Origin of the sequence: Pseudomonas sp. LAIL14HWK12:I1 (assembly GCF_003202095.1) — a bacterium.
Taxonomy (GTDB): Bacteria; Pseudomonadota; Gammaproteobacteria; order Pseudomonadales; family Pseudomonadaceae; genus Aquipseudomonas; species Aquipseudomonas monteilii.
The window spans coordinates 31716-49741 of record NZ_QJKG01000009.1 but is presented as its reverse complement, the minus strand read 5'-3'; the positions used below and the strand labels follow the sequence as shown (position 1 = coordinate 49741).

Annotated in this window: 11 protein-coding genes and 2 pseudogenes; 11 read left to right on the top strand and 2 right to left on the bottom strand. The window is 56.7% G+C overall.

Annotation, left to right across the window (positions count from 1 at the left end):
• Positions 1–71 precede the first annotated feature (71 nt).
• On the top strand, positions 72–1049 hold the full coding sequence (locus tag D906_RS20930; protein ID WP_033694712.1) for a DNA-binding protein: 978 nt from the start codon (positions 72–74) through the stop codon (positions 1047–1049).
• A gap of 52 nt (positions 1050–1101) precedes the next feature.
• On the opposite strand, the gene D906_RS20925 is transcribed toward D906_RS20930, so the two are convergent.
• Positions 1102–1941, bottom strand: coding sequence for a hypothetical protein (locus D906_RS20925; RefSeq protein ID WP_050591048.1), 840 nt, complete (start codon positions 1939–1941; stop codon positions 1102–1104).
• A 270-nt stretch (positions 1942–2211) separates the two neighbouring features.
• Here D906_RS20925 and D906_RS26490 point away from each other — a divergent pair, with 270 nt between their 5' ends.
• The 10 genes and pseudogenes from D906_RS26490 to dacB all read left to right on the top strand — a co-directional run bounded on the left by D906_RS26490 (position 2212) and on the right by dacB (position 15507).
• A complete protein-coding gene (locus D906_RS26490) occupies positions 2212–2742 on the top strand; it encodes a hypothetical protein (protein ID WP_143503504.1) in 531 nt (176 codons plus the stop codon).
• An 11-nt stretch (positions 2743–2753) separates the two neighbouring features.
• Positions 2754–3431, top strand: coding sequence for a Tn7 transposase TnsA N-terminal domain-containing protein (locus tag D906_RS20915; RefSeq protein WP_256204597.1), 678 nt, complete (start codon positions 2754–2756; stop codon positions 3429–3431).
• Between the two features lie 5 nt (positions 3432–3436).
• Positions 3437–5326, top strand: coding sequence for a DDE-type integrase/transposase/recombinase (locus tag D906_RS20910; protein ID WP_027615649.1), 1890 nt, complete (start codon positions 3437–3439; stop codon positions 5324–5326).
• Complete coding sequence (locus D906_RS20905; RefSeq protein WP_027615648.1) at positions 5319–6302, top strand: ATP-binding protein; 984 nt, start codon at positions 5319–5321, stop codon at positions 6300–6302. The genes D906_RS20910 and D906_RS20905 overlap by 8 nt, the downstream gene beginning before the upstream one ends.
• The gene (locus D906_RS20900; RefSeq protein WP_027615647.1) at positions 6265–8820 is read left to right on the top strand and encodes a TniQ family protein; all 2556 of its coding nucleotides are present in this window, start codon (positions 6265–6267) and stop codon (positions 8818–8820) included. Before D906_RS20905 ends, D906_RS20900 begins: the two co-directional genes overlap by 38 nt.
• 95 nt (positions 8821–8915) lie before the next feature.
• A pseudogene (locus D906_RS20895) lies at positions 8916–9374 on the top strand (IS3 family transposase); the annotation flags it as partial.
• Positions 9375–9516: 142 nt separating this feature from the next.
• Positions 9517–9825: pseudogene (locus D906_RS20890) on the top strand (LuxR C-terminal-related transcriptional regulator); the annotation flags it as partial.
• An 8-nt stretch (positions 9826–9833) separates the two neighbouring features.
• The gene (locus D906_RS20885) at positions 9834–13469 is read left to right on the top strand and encodes an ATP-binding protein (RefSeq protein WP_027615646.1); all 3636 of its coding nucleotides are present in this window, start codon (positions 9834–9836) and stop codon (positions 13467–13469) included.
• A gap of 34 nt (positions 13470–13503) precedes the next feature.
• Entirely contained in the window at positions 13504–13848 is a 345-nt protein-coding gene (locus D906_RS20880; protein WP_003248695.1) for a YggL family protein, read from the top strand.
• A gap of 201 nt (positions 13849–14049) precedes the next feature.
• Positions 14050–15507: a D-alanyl-D-alanine carboxypeptidase/D-alanyl-D-alanine-endopeptidase gene (gene dacB / locus D906_RS20875; protein ID WP_016714859.1), complete on the top strand. Its 1458-nt coding sequence runs from the start codon at positions 14050–14052 to the stop codon at positions 15505–15507.
• A gap of 69 nt (positions 15508–15576) precedes the next feature.
• Here dacB and D906_RS20870 read toward each other — a convergent pair whose 3' ends face one another.
• Positions 15577–17967: a diguanylate cyclase gene (locus D906_RS20870; protein WP_027615645.1), complete on the bottom strand. Its 2391-nt coding sequence runs from the start codon at positions 17965–17967 to the stop codon at positions 15577–15579.
• Positions 17968–18026: the final 59 nt, after the last annotated feature.

Here is an 18026-nt window from a genome sequence, read left to right as displayed (position 1 = left end):
CGCGTTTCGGGCACCGTTACAGCTGTAATCGCATACTCCGTAAACCAGTACGAAATCGTAGGAGAGCCGCCATGGCGCGCGGTGGCATCAACCTCGCTGTGGTCAGAACCGCTCGCGAAGCCCTGCTCGCCCGCGGCGTACATCCGAGCATCGATGCGGTGCGCGTCCAGCTCGGCAACACCGGCTCCAAAAGCACCATTCAGCGTTACCTGAAGGAACTCAGTGCCGGTGAACGGGCGCAGCGCCCTCCTACGCCGGATGAGGAACTGCAGGGGTATGTCGAGGACCTCAGCGCCCGCCTTAATGCGCTGGCCGCCGAGCATGTCGCCGAGGATCGACGCCAGCTCGCCCTTGAACGCATCGCCCAGGAACAACAACGCCTCCAGCAACAGGCGCAGCTGGACCAGTTACAGCAGGCCCACGCCACCCTGCTCCAAGAGCTGGGGGCGCTGCGCGCGTATGAGCGGACGCTGCAAGCGCAACTGCGCGAAGCCGACGGCGAGCGCCGGCGCTTGGTACAAGTCGACCGCGACTTGCAGCAATTACTGGAAGAGCGCGCCCTGCGAGTGCAGACGCTGGAGGACAAACTGCGCCAAGCGCGTGAGGCCCTCGCGCACTACCGCCAACAGCACCTGACGCAGCGCCAGGAAGAGCTCCAGCGGCATGACACTCAAACACAGCAACTGCAGCACGAACTGCGTGAACTCCGATTGGACCTGCAGCACAAGTTGGAAGAACTGAGTAGCTCATCCCGGGACAATGAGCGACTAGTCAGCGAATTGCGCGCCGAACGGCAACAAGCCCACCGCCGTGACCAAGATCAAGCACATCTCCGTCAACTGCACCAGGACACTGACGCTGCATTACGTCTGGCCCAAGAACGTCTCAACACGTTGTCGGCGGCAAATGCCAGTCTTCGCGAACGGGTGAAACGCCATATCCTTAAAGATCGCCATGTCCATCGGGAGCTACGCGCCCAAAAACAGCGGGTTAGCGAACTTCAAAACCTGCTCAATGAGCACCCTGCAGCGAAACCACTGGAAGGGTGAGGTTCCTACAACGACCAGCCGCTACTGGCCGATAACCGCAAGCGATGCCGGCTTATGCTTGCTTAGCGCCCGCATCGAGCCGGTACCGATCGCGCTGGTGGCGCTTGAGCGCCTCTGCGACCCGCCTGAGCAGCTTCGACGGCACCACTTCTTTCGCCAGTTGCAACCAGGACGATGGCGATGACTCAGGCTGAGCCCGCGACAGCAGAAGGTGCACCGCCGTGCAGCCGGACAAGTCCCAGCGTTCGAAGCAATGAAAGTCCTGTAATACGTCCGCAACCTGATCCAACCCGTCCCCCAGCTGTTCGAAGCCTGCAAACGCAGAGGGCCAGCCCACAATAGGCTCAAAGAAGTGCTGTGCGTGCAGCGCATCCAGCAGTTCGTACAATCGCTGGCGGGCGCCGCAACAGGGCTCGCCCTGACAGACCAGTGCCAAGTAAATGAGGAAATGGAGGCTGCACCAGCGTCGCTGCGGGCGAATCCGCCAGTCTGTCGATCCCATTATGGCGATCACACACCCGAGGTTGTGCCAATCGGGACACTCGCACAGACGCCGCATGAGCACTGGCGCCGGATTAGGAAATACGTAGCCGGACCCCAGGTGCAGGCTCAGCGCCTGACCGTCGGTGTGCCGGCGCTTGTCCGAAAGCGTTTCCAAAACATCCCACAAGGGGTTTGTGACCACGTCCTGCAATGCCGGAAGCACAGCCTGCCACTCTTTCAAAAAGCGCTCTTGCGGCAGACTGCCTTCCCAATGTGCCGTGTATTTTTGGTTCCACGCGCCACGCGATGACAGATAAGGATGAAATCGCTGCGTGACAGCATCTCCGAACTGTGCCAGCCCGCGGCTACTCATCTCAACACCTGCCAAGGCTGGCACCGAGTGGCTCAACACCACTCCTTTGATAGGTCGGACGAGTGATTGACGATTCATGGCGGCGTATTCAGCAGAGAAACACCAAAAGTGAAGCAGGTTTGGGATTAGCTGCCAGGAGTGAACCGGTCAAACCACAACATCTGAATATAATACTCATAGAATTTCCCATACATTCAAAAGTTTGCAGTTGGTCGTCGGACCACTTACACGGAGTCGTACTGGTACGAAATACGTTCGATAATGAACATATCGGCTACTTCACGCACGCATGGCCAAGGTGAGGGGGTGATCATGAAGTCCTGTTACTGCCGACTCTGGATCGACAACTGTCAGACCATCCGATCCAGTACCGGCGTCGAGCTGCGGTTTACGCCTTCAAAGTCCTTGGAGCCCTTTGGCCTGCAAGCAAGCACTCACACCCTCACTTGGCTCGCGCATGTGTTCATGCAAGGCGATTCATGGTTTAACCCCAAAGAATTTATCCCACCTAGCGGACGTGGACATGCCCCGCATTACCCCAGCCGCAGACGCCCAGGCAGCAGTGGCCCGACCTCTGAAGCCATGCACCTCATGCCGGGCAGTCTGCAAGTGGTGATATTCGATCCACATTCGGGTCGCATAATAGGGACTGCGGCAATTCCGGCTTCGCAAGATACGTTGTTTTGGGGATTTCGAATATTCGCAGCGCTCGAAGCGAAGCGGGCGGCGCAACGCCGCCAGTTAGAAGCGCTGAACAGGCGTTTTCACTTGGACAATGCCGACGAGTTCATCAACGCCATCTTGAGCCGTGAACGTCAACGTCTCGGCGGCAAGTAACGAGAACCCGCATGATTGCCTGCGCTCCAGGAGTTCAGCTTATGGTTACTCCATATGATCTGAATGCGCCACATTCAGGCTACACACTTGAAATGCCCAAGCCGCTGAGATTTGGAAGGTCCCGCAAGCTGGTGACCTTCGTTGCCTCTCGCAAGAACCAAGTCTCCATTGGCTGCGAAACCTTGCTGGAAGCTGACTTCTGTATTCACTTGGAATACCAGTCAGCCGTCGCTGCCTATCAATCGCAACCCTTCACCATTCGCTTTAGCAAATCGAAAACCCGTTACACCCCCGACTTTCTGGCGACTTTGGTGGACGGCAACCAGGTTGTGTACGAAGTGAAAAGCGATGCAGGTGCCCGCAATCGAAATTGGCAGATACGGCGTGCGGTACTCGAGCAATTGTTCAGCCAAAACGACTTGCGGTTCGAATGCGTTGAACAGTGTCAGTTCGATCACCCTGTGCAGATCCACAACCTTCGGATGCTCTATCACTTGGGCTACGACGGCAATCTCGCCAGGGTACCATATATGCTTCGCCTACTTCAGGAGCAACCTGAAAAGTGCGCCTCCATCGCTTTTCTGCTAAAGCACGGCGTTTCGCAAGCTGACCTGACTTGCGCGCTATTTAATCAGCAGTTGCATTGCCATCTGCACCGCCCGCTAAACTTATTGAGCTGGGTGTGGTGACTGCGATGGATAGCCTGGAAATGCACGTCGGCGAGCACTATCAATATTACGGCTCGGATTACCAGGTGGTCGTGGCGGAGGGCAGTCGCTATCAGCTGCGCTCGCTCAAGTTCAGTAAGCAGATCGTGATCCAATCATATGAGCGGTTGGCAAAGGCCTGGTGTAAAGGCACCTTAGTCAAAACCCAAGAGGCACCGTTCGCTCCACGAGCAGATCTGATTCTCGACGCCTTGAATCCTCACCAGCAGACCGCCCTGGCCAAACGGTTACGCTATGTATTACCGGTGATAGAGCACTGGGGCGGCCATCTGCCCCGCCAACCGGTACTGACTCTGCTTACCGAAGTTGCCAAAAAAGAAGGCGAAACGAGACCGAGCTATGGCGCCCTTTACTTATGGGTCAAGGCTTACCTGAGCATGGGCGAGAATAAGCTCGCTCTCGTTCCCCGAACCCGAAGCTCGCCAATCCGGCGTGTGCTCAAGCAGCCCGAGATCGTACAAGAGATCATCAAGGTCAATCTAGCTCAATTGTTTTTTACACAGACACCATGCAAGAAAACCGACCTCATTTTCGCTATCCAGAGTGCCATTGAGGCCTGCAATGAAAAACGCCCACCTCACGATCAGCTGACCTGTCCTTCTACCAGCACGCTCTACCGTATTATTACCGAGTTGGATCGGTACGAGACCGACTGTCACCAGCTAGGTTACCTTCGTGCCATAAAAAAACAGAAATGGAGCCGTAAGTGCAAACGACCCTTTGCAGTGTTTGACTTAGTCGAAGGCGATACGCATACGTTCGACGTGGAAACGGTTGATGGAAAAGGTCAGCTCATCGGACGTGTTTTCCTGACCGTGTTGATCGAAGTACGCACCCGAATCATCTTGGGATGGGACATTTCCTATAATCCGGGGAGCGCCGAAAAGACGATCCGCGCGCTGAAACAGTCCCTGTTGAGTAGCAACCCCTTTGGTGGGCTGGCTCGCCGTTATCGATTGGACAATGGCAGCGAATTCGCCAATGTCCGACTGAAAAGCGTTCTCAACGACCTAGGCGCAGATGTGACCTACTGCGAACCTAGGAATCCGGATCAAAAACCGCACCTCGAAAGTTTCTTCAAGACTTGGACCACCTCCATCGCCCATTGTATGCCCGGAACGACATTTTCGGGTCCAAACCCATATGATTCCGAAGCCAATGCCTGCCTGACGCTGAATGACGTTAGAAATAATTTCGAACATTGGCTTAAGACTGTCTACCATCCAGGTTCCCATGACGGCTTGGGTAAATCGCCCCAAGAAGCTTGGGACGAAGAGCAAGTTAATTCCACCGCTTTCGAACAGAAACGGTACAGCGAAGAGGATCTTAGGCGCCATCTGCTGTGTGTCGCCTATATCAAACCTAACAATGGCCGATTGCGTTATAAAGGACTTGCCTGGACGGGTCCTGCCGTAAGCTATCTGGCCACCCTGTACTCCGGAAAACCACGGCGACTGCGGTTGCTGTATGACATCTCCGAGCTTGGCACAGCGTGGGTTTGCGACCCCAATACGCCTAGCGAGCTGTTCGAAGTCATGGCGGTCGATCCCGATTATCAAAATGGCCTGACCATGCATATGCATGAATTAATAAGCGCTCGTCTGAGGGCCCGCAAGCAATCCCCCTGTTACAGAGCCGCATGCGAGGCGCGGGTTGAGATCATTCGCGAACTGGCCAGCGAAAAAAACAAGACTCAACGGAAAACATGCAAGCGCGCAGAAGAGCGTGGAGATTTCAAATCGAAGCGGAATTTACCCGTTCCCTCTGTCGCTCTAGAGGCTGACGGCAACAGTAGGCGTCAATTGCATCCTGGTACCCCATCAGATTACGCGAGCCTGGTGACCAACCATGATTGATGAATTGAAGGCTGAAGCCCTGAGCGAATTCAGTAAACAGACCGTGTTCTTTCCCAGTTATCAGTTTGCTTATTCGCAGCTCTGCAAGGCTCTGGAAGCTACCGAACTGCGTAAAACGGCGAGCTGCGCCTTCATCATCGGGCCGTCGGGTTCAGGAAAATCCCGTCTTTGCGAGTTATACACCGGTTCTTTTGAACCACCGCATACGGAGCGAGATGAAGACGGCATATACAAAATCATAACCGCTCTTTATTGCACGGTACCAGCTCCGGTGACGATCAAGGGAATATGCACCACGCTACTCAAAAAGCTCGGTATTTACCCGGCACATGGCGACGTGCATGCACTTAACGAATTACTTCTCGATCGCCTGAAAAAATGCCGGGTCAAAGTCATCATCTTGGACGAAATTCAGCGACTGCTAAAACCGGAAGCGGAAAAGTCTCGCGGCGTGACGCTAGATTGGCTGGTGACCCTGCTGAGCAGGAGCGAAATTCCCATCATGCTGGCAGGTACTGAAGAGTGCAAGCTTCTACTCAGGGGAAAAAAAACTTCCTCACCCTTTATTAGGAGATATTGCTACGTCGCCTACCTGGAACACTTTGAATTCAGCGAACTCAATACGTCGGATTACTACATGACACTTAAAGTTCTTGATCAAGAACTATACAGACTCATGAATTACAAAGGAGAAATCCATCTCCATGATCTCACGGTCATGGCGCCGCTCTACGTGGCAAGCGTTGGAGACTTGGAATATCTTCGCCAAATTGTATACGAAGCTGCTTCCAACGTCCTATGCCGCAACGCAAGCACTCTTATTCGCCAGGATTTTGTTGAGGCGTGCCGCAGCCTTCATCTTCCAAAACAGCTCAGCGAGACCAATCCGTTCGACTTAACGCTGAGCCAATGTCTTGAATTGATATCAGTATACAACGATGAACAAGCTCTTCTACGTGCCAATACCGCTTACTGATGAAAGCCCATACAGTTTAATCAGAAGAGCAATGCTGGCTCACGGTTTTCACTCAGTTCATGAGTTTAGCTCAGTTTGCTTGAGGCAATCAGCACTGGACCATCTCGCGATAACACAAACGGCTCCGATTACCCGGTTCCTGGCAGCAGAAGCAGACACCTTTGCCACTACCCTTCTTGATAGCTTTTACCAAATAGTAAAACGCGCTCACGCTCGACATCTGGTAGTTAGCGGAGTTGAAGTACCTATAAGATACCTACGATTGACGTCATTTGCCTTCTGTGACGAATGCTTTAAAGAAGGTTGGCAGCGTCAAATTCAAGACTTCACACTCGCAGAGTTTTGCCCGTATCACCAGAAAAAATACTTGATGCGCTGTCCAGCATGCGGAGGCGCCATAAAATGGTGGCATGTGCTATCTGGACGATGTCATTACTGCGACCATATGCTCACATGTCGCTCAGCCTCGTCTAGAGAGTGTAGACCTGAAGAATATCTTGTACAAAGCCTAAGAACGCAAAACCAAGCGTACTTTGACAAGATTTTCCAAATACTACGTCAGTTGGGCAGCCCAACGGCCAAAGCACCTGTCGCTCCTGAAGCGACCCGCTGTCAGATAAATGAAGCAGCAATGCTCATTGCTAATAGCGACGTTCAAGGACTACTACAACACTTATCCTCCTTACATAACACCTACCCTGAAATCGACAAATTGTGGATAGCCGCACGCTTTTCAGGCATCCACACCCCTGCAAAAACTGAAGCCATCAACATGTTTTTAGAACAGGATACTGCAACCCGCGAAAAAACTCACAACACCACACCCTTTCTATTAACCTTCAAACAAATCAAACGCAAACTGCAAAAGGAAGGCGTTTATTTCCCCAACCCTAGACAATTACGCTTGAGTCTGAATCCAACAAAAAGACTCTTCAGCATTGATGACATTTGCGCAGCATACGCGGCACATGAACAATATCAAGACATGGGTGCAGGACGCCTACCTAAACCCAAAGCAGAACTTTGCACTGCCAAAGAAGCTGCCTGTCGACTATATATCAAGCCGCAAGTGATACAGACCTATGCTCGACATGGTCTAATCTCATATTATTCAGGAGGTCACAATAAAAAATTCTTCCTTACAGATGACATCGACGGCCTTATCAGTCGACTACAACCCCCTCGTTACATTGCAGGGACTTGCGACATAAAATTGAGAACGCTACACAGAGCGATCATAGAGCTTAATCTTGAACCCACCTACAGCTACGGACTTCACTGGTCAAATTGTTTATTTACCATGGATGACATTCAGTCAATAAAGACCCTATTGAATGACAATACAGAGCACACCCGTCAGTCCTTCCGACTCATTCTCCCTGAACTGCCGGCCGACCCCATATTCTTCAAAAACTACTCAACATACACTGGAGCAGTTAAACTCCTAAAAATCCAAAGCACAACCCTGCACCAACTTATAAAATGGCATTATCTGCATAATTGCTTGATATCCAAGAACAAAATCTACATCCCCAATACCGAGCTTTTAAAATTTCGAAACAAATATATCAACAGCAAAACTGTCGGAAAAGAACTAAAAATACCTACATTTATGCTATTCGATGTATTGCAGGCATTAGGCATTCAGCCAATAGTCTTTCCTGAAACCGGCCTGATTAGAGCTGACTTGTTATACAAAAAGAGCGAGATCTCAAAGATCCAGTCTACGTTATCTATGGAAAGCCCTAACGAGCCACAAAATTATTTAACCATCGACAGCGCCCGCAAACGCTTCGGCGTTAATGAGGACACCATAGTATTCCTCGCGCACCACAACTTCATTAGCCACCTACAGGGAAGACGAAAAATCTACTTCCGCCCAGGTACGGTGGACCTTTTTTTCAAAAAATTTTCAGTCCTTGAGCAACTACTTGCCTTTTTAGGGTTCCCCTCACGCCCAACATCTAAACTTATTGACACACTATACAAATATGCTTCTCGTGAAATTTCAGTCAAAAGCAATACGGCAGAGTTCTATCGATTCAGTCAATATATATTATCATTCCTAGACGCCGAAACACCTGTAGACTCCCCACTTCTGAGCATAATCAAAGAGGCAGCGAGCCAAAGTTCATCTATCGTGCGCCATATTTCACCAAACTGTATTTTACTCAGCCAAGCTCTAAAGCAGTACCAAATGACGAACAATGATTTCATTGGAACATTCGTAATAAAAGGTTTCGTATCAACAACAAAGTTCAACGGAGAAAAATACTTAACGAAAGAAGCCTTCGAAAAAATCCAATGCATTCTTCAAACCTACATCACCTGCGCAATGGCTGATCGCTTGTATTTTTACAAAACTGATACCAGCAGGTGCTTAATCGCGCGGGGAGTTTTAAAAGTAGAAGTGAATGTATCTGGGTTAATCGCCAAGCCATTATTACGCCTTGACAAAGTATTAAATTATCTCAGTCACAACCCTGTAAGCTCATATCTAAAGATCGCGCAACCTTAGGCACTTCCACGCCAACTCACTCACCAAACTCACGACACGGACTGAATCGCCCTTGGTTTCGTAGACACCTCCAAGCCTCATAATGAGGCCCAAATTGCCAAACCCTCAAGGTGCATCCCAGCGACTACTACGCTTGGTTGGCCGAGCCTCAATCTGCCCGAGCCAAAGAAGATCAGCGCCTGCTTGGCTTGATCAACCAGGCCTGGTTAGAAAGCGGCGGCGTGTATGGCTATCGCAAGATTCACGATGACCTGCGAGAGCTAGGAGAGATCTGTGGGCGAAATCGAGTCGGTCGCTTGATGCAGGCAGAAGGGCTGCGTTCGCAAACGGGCTATCGCCGTCGTCCTGAGTTTTATGGCGGAAAACCAACAGTGGCATCGCCCAACCATCTGGCCCGGCAGTTCAAGGTCAGTGAGCCGAATAAGGTCTGGGTGACCGATATCACCTACATCCGCACCTATGAAGGGTGGCTGTACCTGGCGGTAGTGCTGGATCTGTTCTCTCGCCAAGTCATTGGTTGGTCAATGAAGCCCAGGATGAGCAGCGACCTGTCAAACCCATGCCAAACTATTCACTTGCTTTAACCCTATAGCAATACGTATTCAGCAACATAAATTTTTTTGAAAAAATCGGTTCAAGGCTTCTTGAAATGCACGCCAGATGAGGTCAGCTGTGTCAATTCTGGTTGAAATTGATCGAGAAGACCTGGGTGAACTGCTCAGTGCGATCAAGGCGGTCCTGGCTGGATATAACTATTTCCCCAGCCAGGCAATCAATAACAACCCGACTACCGGCACCGACTTGCAACTTTTCCGCCAGGTGAATGACCGCGAACTGATGGTACTGCAACTCTTCGCCCAAGGCCGCAGCAACAAGGAAATTGCCAAAGGCATGTTCCTCAGCAGCAAAACCGTCAGCACCTACAAAAAGCGCCTCATGCACAAGCTTCAGGTCAACACGCTGGTGGATCTGATCGAGATGGCCAAGCGCAACGCGCTTGTCTGAAGGTGGTCATGGCCCGCACTATCGCCCGCCTGCTGCTCGCCCTGCTGCTATCAAGCGGCGCGACACAGGCTACCACTCGCGAAGCGTCGTCCTACACGTTGCTGGCAAGGTCATCGGCCGGTCCGGCCCAGCTCCTGTTCACGCCCGAACAACGGTTATGGCTCGAAGGCCGTCAGGAACTGGTACTGGGAACGTCGGCGCCCGACTACCCACCGTTCGACATCACCAGTGGCGGCCGCGCCTACCAAGGCCTGACCGCCGAGTATGCAAGCCTGGTCGGCAAGGCCCTGCAGTTACCCGTGCGGGTGCTGCGTTTTCCCAGCCGGCAAGCGGCGGTGGAGGCGCTCAGGCAGGGTGATATCGATTTACTCGGCAGCGCCAATGGCTACGAAGCGGCCAACGACGGCCTGGTGCTGTCACAGCCCTATGCCATCGACCAACCGGTACTGGTAACGCGCGAAGATGAAAACCGGGCGATGGACACGGACCTGACCGGCATGCGCCTGGGCATGCTCTACCACTACCTGCCCAAACAGGAAGTACACAGCGCCTACCCCAAGGCCGAGCTGCTGGCCTTCGGCTCTTCCAGCCAGGCACTGAATGCCGTGGCATTCGGCCAGGCCGACGTGTTCATCGGCGACACCATCTCCACGCACTACCAGCTCAATCGCGGCCACCTGCCACGCCTGCGCATGGCCAACTTCGGCCAGCACAAGGCCGTCGGCTTCGGTTTTGCCTTGCGCCAGCAAGACACACTGCTGCTGGAGCTGGTGAACATTGTCCTCGACAGCCAGACGCCGGCCATGCGCACCAGCATTTTCAAGCGCTGGAGCGCTGGCAGCGACCAACTGCTGAGCGACCGCCAACTGCAATTGAGCGAGGCCGAGCAACAGTGGCTGCAGCAGCATCCGGTGATGCGCGTGGCGATTGATGACACGGCTGCACCCCTCTCCTATTTCGATGATTCGGGGCATTTTCGCGGCATCACTGCCGACCTGCTGGAGCTCATCCGCCTGCGCACAGGCTTACGCTTCGAAGTACAACGTGCCAGTGGCATTGCCGACATGATTGCCCGCCTCAAGGATGGCCGGGCCGATGTCATCGCCGCATTGGCCAGCGCCAGGGCGGCGGGGGACGACCTGCTAATCAGCCGCCCCTACCTGGAAAGCGCCTACGTACTGGTCAGCCACAAGGACAACAAGGCACTGGGCTCGCTGGAACAACTGAAAGGGCATCGCATTGCCATTACCCGCTACAGCGCCATGGATGCCATGCTGTCCCGGTACTATCCGCAGATCGGCTGGGTCGAGACCGAAAGCGCGTTCTACTCCATGGCGTTGCTCAACAGTGGTGCCGTCGATGCAGTGATTACCACCCTGATCGATGCCAACCACGCCTTGGCCAGCAACCCGGAACTGGTGATCCGCTCGTCGGTGGGCAGCGAACCCGCCAACTTCGCCATGGCCACCATGGCCCCTTCACCGGCCCTGCTGTCGATCCTCGACAAGGCACTGCTCAGCATCTCACCGGAGGAGCTGGGGGTTATCAACAACCGCTGGCGCGGCTTTAGCCGACACGAAGACAGCAACGCCAAGGGTTACAGCCGTCTCGCACTGCAGGTCGTGCTGGGCACTGCCGTGCTTCTGCTGCTGGCCTTGCTCTGGAACGCTCGCCTGCGTCTGCAGATTCGTCAGCGCCACCGCGCCGAACGCGCCCTGAACGACCAACTGGCATTCATGCGCGCACTGCTCAACGGCACCCCCCACCCCATGTATGTGCGTGACCGCGAGGGCTGCCTGAAAAGCTGCAACTACAGCTACCTGGAAGCCGTGCAGGCCCGGTCCGATGAGGTCATTGGCAAGCAACTCGAAGACAGCCTTTTCGCCAATCCCGAGCAAACCCGTCAAATCCAGGCCGACTACCTGAAAGTCATGGCCGCCGGCTCGCCGTTGATCATGGACCGCCCCCTGCGGATCAAGGGACGCGAGCTGACCATTTATCACTGGATTCTGCCGTACCGCGACTCACTGGGAGAAATCCAGGGCATCATCGGCGGCTGGATCGATATCAGCGATCGCCGCCAACTGGTGCTGGAGCTGCGCCAGGCCAAACAACAGGCCGACGATGCCAACCGCGCCAAAAGCACCTTCCTGGCCACCATCAGCCACGAAATACGCACCCCGATGAATGCCGTGATCGGCATGCTCGAACTGGCGGTGAAGCGCGCCGACCAAGGTCGCCTGGACCGTGGCGCACTGGAGCTTGCCCACCATTCGGCCAAAGACCTGCTAGGCCTGATCGGCGATATCCTCGATATCGTGCGCATCGAGTCCGGTCACCTGACCCTGGCGCCGGAGGCCGTAGACCTGGCCGCATTGGTGGAGTCAGTGGGGCGCATCTTCGAGGGCCAGGCGCGGCAGAAAGGCCTGGCACTCGAGGTGATGATCACGCCGGCCGCGCGCTGCCATGCCTTGCTCGACCCCCTGCGCTTCAAACAGGTGCTGTCCAACCTGGTCAGCAACGCCATCAAGTTCACCGAGCATGGCCAGGTGCGTATCAGCGCCGACCTGCAGGACAACGGCACCAGCACGCCCGCCGTACTGCAACTGGAAGTGCGTGACAGTGGCATCGGCATCCACGCCGACGACCTGCAACGCCTGTTCACCCCGTTCGTCCAGGCCAACCCGCATAGCCAGGGTGCGCGCGCAGGTACCGGGTTGGGCCTGACCATCTGCCGCAACCTGTGCGAAATGATGGGTGGCGACCTGACCCTCAAAAGCCTCGAAGGGGTCGGCACCCAAGTCTGCCTGAAAATGCCGCTGCAACAGGTTGATGCGCAAGTGCAGCCGGCCCCCCTGATCGAAAAGCTTGATGTGCCCGACCCGCGGCTGAACGTGCTGGTGATCGACGACCATCCGGCCAACCTGCAACTGATGGCGCAGCAGCTTGCCTACCTGGGCCTGGAGCACGCCAGCGCCCGCGATGGCCGTGAAGGCCTGGCCACCTGGCGGGCGGGCAACTTCGATGTGCTGGTACTTGACTGCAACATGCCGCACATGAACGGCTACCAGCTGGCGACAGCCGTGCGCACCGAAGAGCGCCATGGCAACCGGCCACGCTGCACCATTCTTGGCTATACCGCCAACGCTCAGCCAGAAGTACGCCGCAAGTGCCTGAGCGCCGGCATGGACGACTGTTTGCTCAAGCCCATCAGCCTGAGCACCCTCAGCCAGCGCCTGGCCGGCATCAACCCGCGCCGGCAGCGCAAGCGCCGACGCCCCCTGTATCACCTGGATGGTCTGGCTGCAGTAGTCGGGCATGACCCCGCCGACCGCCGGCGTTTTCTGCAGACTCTGCAGCAGAGCCTGCAGGCCGATCTTTCCACCTTAATGGCGCTGCACCCAGAGCACGACGCCGATGCGATTGCCGAACAGGCCCACAAAGTGCTCAGCGCAGCGCGCATGCTCGAAGCGCCCGACCTGATGGCCGCCTGCGAAGCACTGGAGTCTGGTGGCTTGCCTACTGCCCAGTTGCGCCTGCGGCGTCAGGCACTGGCGCGGCACATGCGGCGAGTGGAGCTGGCCCTGGCCAAAGAATTACCCCCAAGCACCGATACGCAGGCAGCCAGCCGTGTTAACTGGTAGACTGCGCGGCGTTATTACCTAAGAGGATTGTTTCATGGCCACAAACCGCTCCCGTCGTCTGCGCAAGAAGCTGTGTGTCGACGAGTTTCAGGAATTGGGCTTCGAGCTGAACCTGGAATTCAAGGAAGATCTGGATGACCAGGCAATCGATGCTTTCCTCGATGCGTTCCTGGAAGAAGCCATGGACGCCAACGGCCTGGACTATGTAGGCGGTGACGATTTCGGCCTGGTGTGCTCGGTCAAGCGCGGTTCGGTCAGCGAAGAACAACGCGCCGCCGTAGAAGCCTGGCTCAAGGGCCGCAGCGAACTGACCAAAATCGAAGTCAGCCCACTGCTGGACGCCTGGTACCCGGAAAAGCCGATCAACAAGGCTGAGTGATACTTGCCTGTCTGATCGCTGAAAAGGCCACCCACATGGGTGGCCTTTTTTATTGCCGATGCTTTTTATCCGCCATGCTTTTCCGTCGAACGTGGCGCATCGTCGCTACGCTTGGGGCATAATGCGTACTCTTTCGTCCTGGGGCCATCATCTCTTACAGCCCCTATGCCCTTTTCCCTCGCTGCAGGGTATTTATTCATTATGATCAAAACGCTTCGCCCCCTCGTTCTTGCCGGCCTGCTGTTGCCACTCGCATTGCCCAGCCACGCCGCCGCCGTCAACACCACCCTGCCCGCCAAAGTGCAGCAGGCGCTCAAAGCCAACAAGCTGCAGGACACAGCGCTGTCGCTGGTAATGTTGCCGCTTGACGGGCCCGGTACCCCGACCGTGTTCAATGCCGATGTTTCGGTAAACCCGGCCTCGACCATGAAACTGGTTACCACCTATGCCGCCCTCGAGCTGCTTGGCCCCACCTTCCAGTGGAAAACCGAGTTCTACACCGACGGTACCCTGAGCAATGGCGTGCTCAACGGCAACCTGTACCTCAAAGGTGGAGGCGACCCGAAGCTGAACATGGAAAAGCTCTGGTTGCTGATGCGTGACCTGCGCGCCAATGGCGTGCGCACCATCACCGGTGACCTGGTGCTGGACCGCAGCCACTTCGTGCAGCCCAACCTGCCGCAGTTCAACGATGACGGCGGCGATGAAAACAAGCCGTTCCTGGTCAAACCCGACTCGCTGCTGGTCAACCTCAAGGCCCTGCGCTTCGTGGCCCGCAACGATGGGGGCAAGGTTACCATCGCGGTCGAACCCCCTATTGCCAGCATTCGCATCGACAACCAGGTCAAGGCCGTGGCGTCCAAGCAGTGCACGGGTGATGTGCGCTACAACCCGGTACCTCAAGCCGATGGCATCAGCGTAACCGTCAGCGGCCAGCTGGGTGACGGCTGCAACTCGCAGACCTACCTGTCGCTGCTCGACCACCCGACCTATGCCGCCGGTGCCGTGCGCGCGATCTGGAACGAGCTGGGTGGCAACATCCAGGGCGGTGACCGCATCGAGAACGTGCCCAAAGGTGCACGCCTGCTGGCCCGCGCCTTCTCGCCAGACCTGGTGGAAGTGATCCGCGACATCAACAAGTACAGCAACAACACCATGGCCCAGCAGCTGTTCCTGAGCCTTGGCGCGCAGTTCCGCACCGATGCCGACGGCGACGACGCCCGTGCCGCGCAACGCGTGGTCCGCCAGTGGCTGGCGAAGAAAGGCATTACCGCGCCGCACCTGGTGATGGAAAACGGCTCAGGGCTGTCGCGTGCCGAACGGGTCAGCACCCGGGAAATGGCCGAGATGCTGCAGGCCGCCTGGAAGAGCCCCTACGCCGCCGAGTTCATGAGCTCGATGCCGCTGGTAGGCATGGACGGCACCATGCGCAAGCGCCTCAAGCGCACAGCCATGACCGGTGAAGGGCACATCAAGACCGGCACGCTGAATACCGTGCGGGCGATTGCCGGTTTCAGCCGTGACAGCAACGGCCACACCTGGGCAGTGGCGGCAATCCTCAACGACCCGAAACCATGGGGGGCTTCGCAGGTGCTCGACCAGGTGCTGCTGGACCTGTATCGCCAGCCGAAGCTGGCGGGCAGCACTGCAGCCAACTGATTGGTTAGCCCGTACCGGCCCTTTCGCGGCTATAGCCGCGAAGAGGCCGGTACGGGCAGCCAAAAACGTTCAGGCTGACTCGCCTTCCACCCTGTCCCGCCCCGCCTGCTTGGCTGCATACACTCCCGCATCCGCCCGCAACAACAGGGCATCGGCGCCCTCCCCCGGCCGCCATCCCGCCACACCAAAACTGGCCGTCACCTTGCCCACGCCGTCCACCGGCACATTGCGCAGCCCATGCCACAACTCCAGTGCCAGCAGCCGCGCCTGTTCGGCATCACTGCCCGGGCACAGCACCATGAATTCCTCTCCACCCAACCGGCAGAATACATCGGTACGCCGCAAGCGCTGGCTGATACGCTGGCACAGGCTGCGCAGCACCCGGTCGCCGACGGCATGGCCGAAGCGGTCGTTGATGTGCTTGAAGTGATCGATATCGAGCATGATCACGGCCAGCGTCAAGCCATCACGCTGAGCCCGCTCCAGTTCGACCTTGAGCCGTTCCTGGAAGTAGCGGCGGTTATGAATGCCGGTCAGTGAATCGGTCACCGACAGCGCCCGCAACTCTTCCTCCACACCCTTGAGGTCCGAGATGTCCGTCAGGTAGCCATGCCACAAGGTACAGCCCTGTTCTCCCACCTCCGGCGTCGCTTCGCCACGCACCCAGCGCAGGCCGGCACGTGGCAGGCACACCCGGTATTCCTCGCGCCAGGGTGCCTGGTGCTCGGCCGAGTAACGTACCGAACGGCGCACGCGCTCCAGGTCATCGGGGTGGATACGCTCGAACACCCCCGAGGCATCTTCGCGCAACTGCTGCAGGTCCACTTCGTAGATGTCGTAAAGGCCTTTGCTGGCGTAGGGAAAACACGAATGCCCATCGGCATCCAGGCGATACTGATAAATACCGCCCGGCACCTCGGCACTGAGCTTTTCCAGCAGCCGATCGCGCGCCGCCAGTGCCTCGTGTACCCGACGCCGCTCGGTGACATCGATGCAAATGGCCAGGTAGCCAACCCACAGGCCCTGTTCGTCAAGCATGGCCGTGACCAGCATGTTGGCCACCAACTGGCTGCCATCGGCGCGTAGCAAGGTCCACTCACCCGGCTCGGCGCCTCGCTCGTAAACGGTTTCTGCAAACAGCGCCTGGCCACCGGCGATGTGCCGGCCAAAACGCTGGCTGAGCGCATGCGCACGCAGGCTCAATTCGTCCGGCAGCACCAGGTCCTCCAGGCGCAACTGGCCGATGGCCTGATTGGCCGAGTAACCAAACATACGCTCGGCCCCCGTGTTGAACGTGCTGACTTCGCCCTTGAGGTTGGTGGCAATAATGGCCACCTGGGTCGCGGCCTCCAATACACTGCGCAACTGATTATGGGTACCTCGCAAGGACTGTTCGCTGACCCGCAACTCGGCGGTACGCTGCTCGACCAGGGCCAGGGCACGCTGGCGCTGGCTGAACAGGCTGTAGAGCAAGGCACTGAGCAGCAGGCTCAACAACCCGCCCAGCAGGCCGACCGCCAGTACCGCCGATGTGCGATTGGCCCGCACGAAGGCCTGGCTCGGCAGGATGCTCAGCTGGAAGTGGTGGTCTGCCAGGTGCAGCAGCGGGTTGCTGCTCAGCGACAAGGGGGCAACCTGGTTCTGCGAGTCGTACAGCACTTGCGGCCCTTGCAACCCGGACGGGTCGACGATACGCACCACCAGGTTGTCATCCGCTGCCACAGGGCGCCCATCGCTGACCATCTCGCGCATGCTCAACAAAGCCACCACATAGCCCACTGCAGCGCCATGCGGGTTGGCATCGAAAAATACGGGGGCTACCAGCACCAAGCCGCGCGCGTACGAAGGAATATCGTACATGGCCAAGGGCTCGGACACCGCCATGCTGCCAGATCCGAGCGCCCGCACCAGGGCAGCCTGGAGCTCACCCTGGCCGGCAAGATCGAGTCCATAGGGCAGCCCGGGCATTTCACCGGATTGGGTATACAACACAGGAAAGTAATGGTCGCGCAGCGGCGCGGGGTGCCACTGGCCTTGCGCATCCTGGTCACGGATCACATAGCCCGGGCCGGAATGCTCGCGGGCATGCTGCTCGAACTCGGCGCGCTGCGCGGCTTCGACACGCGGCGCCCAGGCGTAGGCCAGGGTACGCTGCAGCAACGGCCGGGCGTAACCGTCAAATTCGCGTGGTGTCACTTCGTTGGAAAAGCTGAAGAACCGCCGCAGGCCATCCAGGCGCTGCTGTTGTTCATCAAAACGCTCGGCAATACGGCTGTAGCGTTCGCTGGCCAGCAACTCAAAGCGCTGGCGCAGCTGCTGCTTGTAAAACGCCTGTGCGGCCAGCGCCAAGGCGGCCGTCAACAGACCGCCCGCCACCAAGGCCACCAGCGCCACCGCCCACGCGGACACCGTCTCTGTGCACAGGCCAGATAACCGCGCACGCACGCCACACTTTGACATACACCCATCTCGTCACGTCAGCGTCCTGCGGATTATCTTGCCCTGCCCACATTTATAGC

Coding starts and splice junctions, on each gene's coding strand:
- D906_RS20930 (WP_033694712.1), top strand. CDS start 72: ATGGCGCGCGGTGGCATCAACCTCGCTGTGGTCAGAACCGCTCGCGAA.
- D906_RS20915 (WP_256204597.1), top strand. CDS start 2,754: ATGATTGCCTGCGCTCCAGGAGTTCAGCTTATGGTTACTCCATATGAT.
- D906_RS20910 (WP_027615649.1), top strand. CDS start 3,437: ATGGATAGCCTGGAAATGCACGTCGGCGAGCACTATCAATATTACGGC.
- D906_RS20905 (WP_027615648.1), top strand. CDS start 5,319: ATGATTGATGAATTGAAGGCTGAAGCCCTGAGCGAATTCAGTAAACAG.
- D906_RS20900 (WP_027615647.1), top strand. CDS start 6,265: ATGAACAAGCTCTTCTACGTGCCAATACCGCTTACTGATGAAAGCCCA.
- D906_RS20885 (WP_027615646.1), top strand. CDS start 9,834: ATGGCCCGCACTATCGCCCGCCTGCTGCTCGCCCTGCTGCTATCAAGC.
- D906_RS20880 (WP_003248695.1), top strand. CDS start 13,504: ATGGCCACAAACCGCTCCCGTCGTCTGCGCAAGAAGCTGTGTGTCGAC.
- dacB (WP_016714859.1), top strand. CDS start 14,050: ATGATCAAAACGCTTCGCCCCCTCGTTCTTGCCGGCCTGCTGTTGCCA.
- D906_RS20870 (WP_027615645.1), bottom strand. CDS start 17,967: ATGTCAAAGTGTGGCGTGCGTGCGCGGTTATCTGGCCTGTGCACAGAG.